Below are 247 nucleotides of genomic sequence, written 5' to 3'. Positions count from 1 at the left end.
AAGTATGCTGTAGCCAAAAGCCCAAAAAGTTACAATTCACAAGTTGGTGTTCCGCTTTCTATCTTCGGAATGGAGTCTTATCATCAAGTGGCGATTTTAGAAGCTGGAATCTCTAGGGCTGGAGAAATGGCTGCTTTAGAAGAAATGATCAAGCCTAACTTGGGCATTTTTACCAATCTTGGAACTGCACATCAAGAGGGTTTTGACAGCTTAGATTCCAAGCTTCAGGAGAAGCTTTCACTTTTTG

At 41.3% G+C, this 247-nt stretch carries 1 protein-coding gene; it reads left to right on the top strand.

The features are described from left to right. Nucleotides 1-247: Mur ligase family protein (locus I5349_RS13955; RefSeq protein WP_262895417.1), on the top strand; the 247-nt coding region annotated here is incomplete at both ends.

The organism is Penaeicola halotolerans, assembly GCF_016464625.1.
Taxonomy (GTDB): Bacteria; Bacteroidota; Bacteroidia; order Cytophagales; family Cyclobacteriaceae; genus Penaeicola; species Penaeicola halotolerans.
The sequence above is the reverse complement of the archived record's forward strand: the minus strand, read 5'-3'. Positions and strand labels throughout refer to the sequence as shown.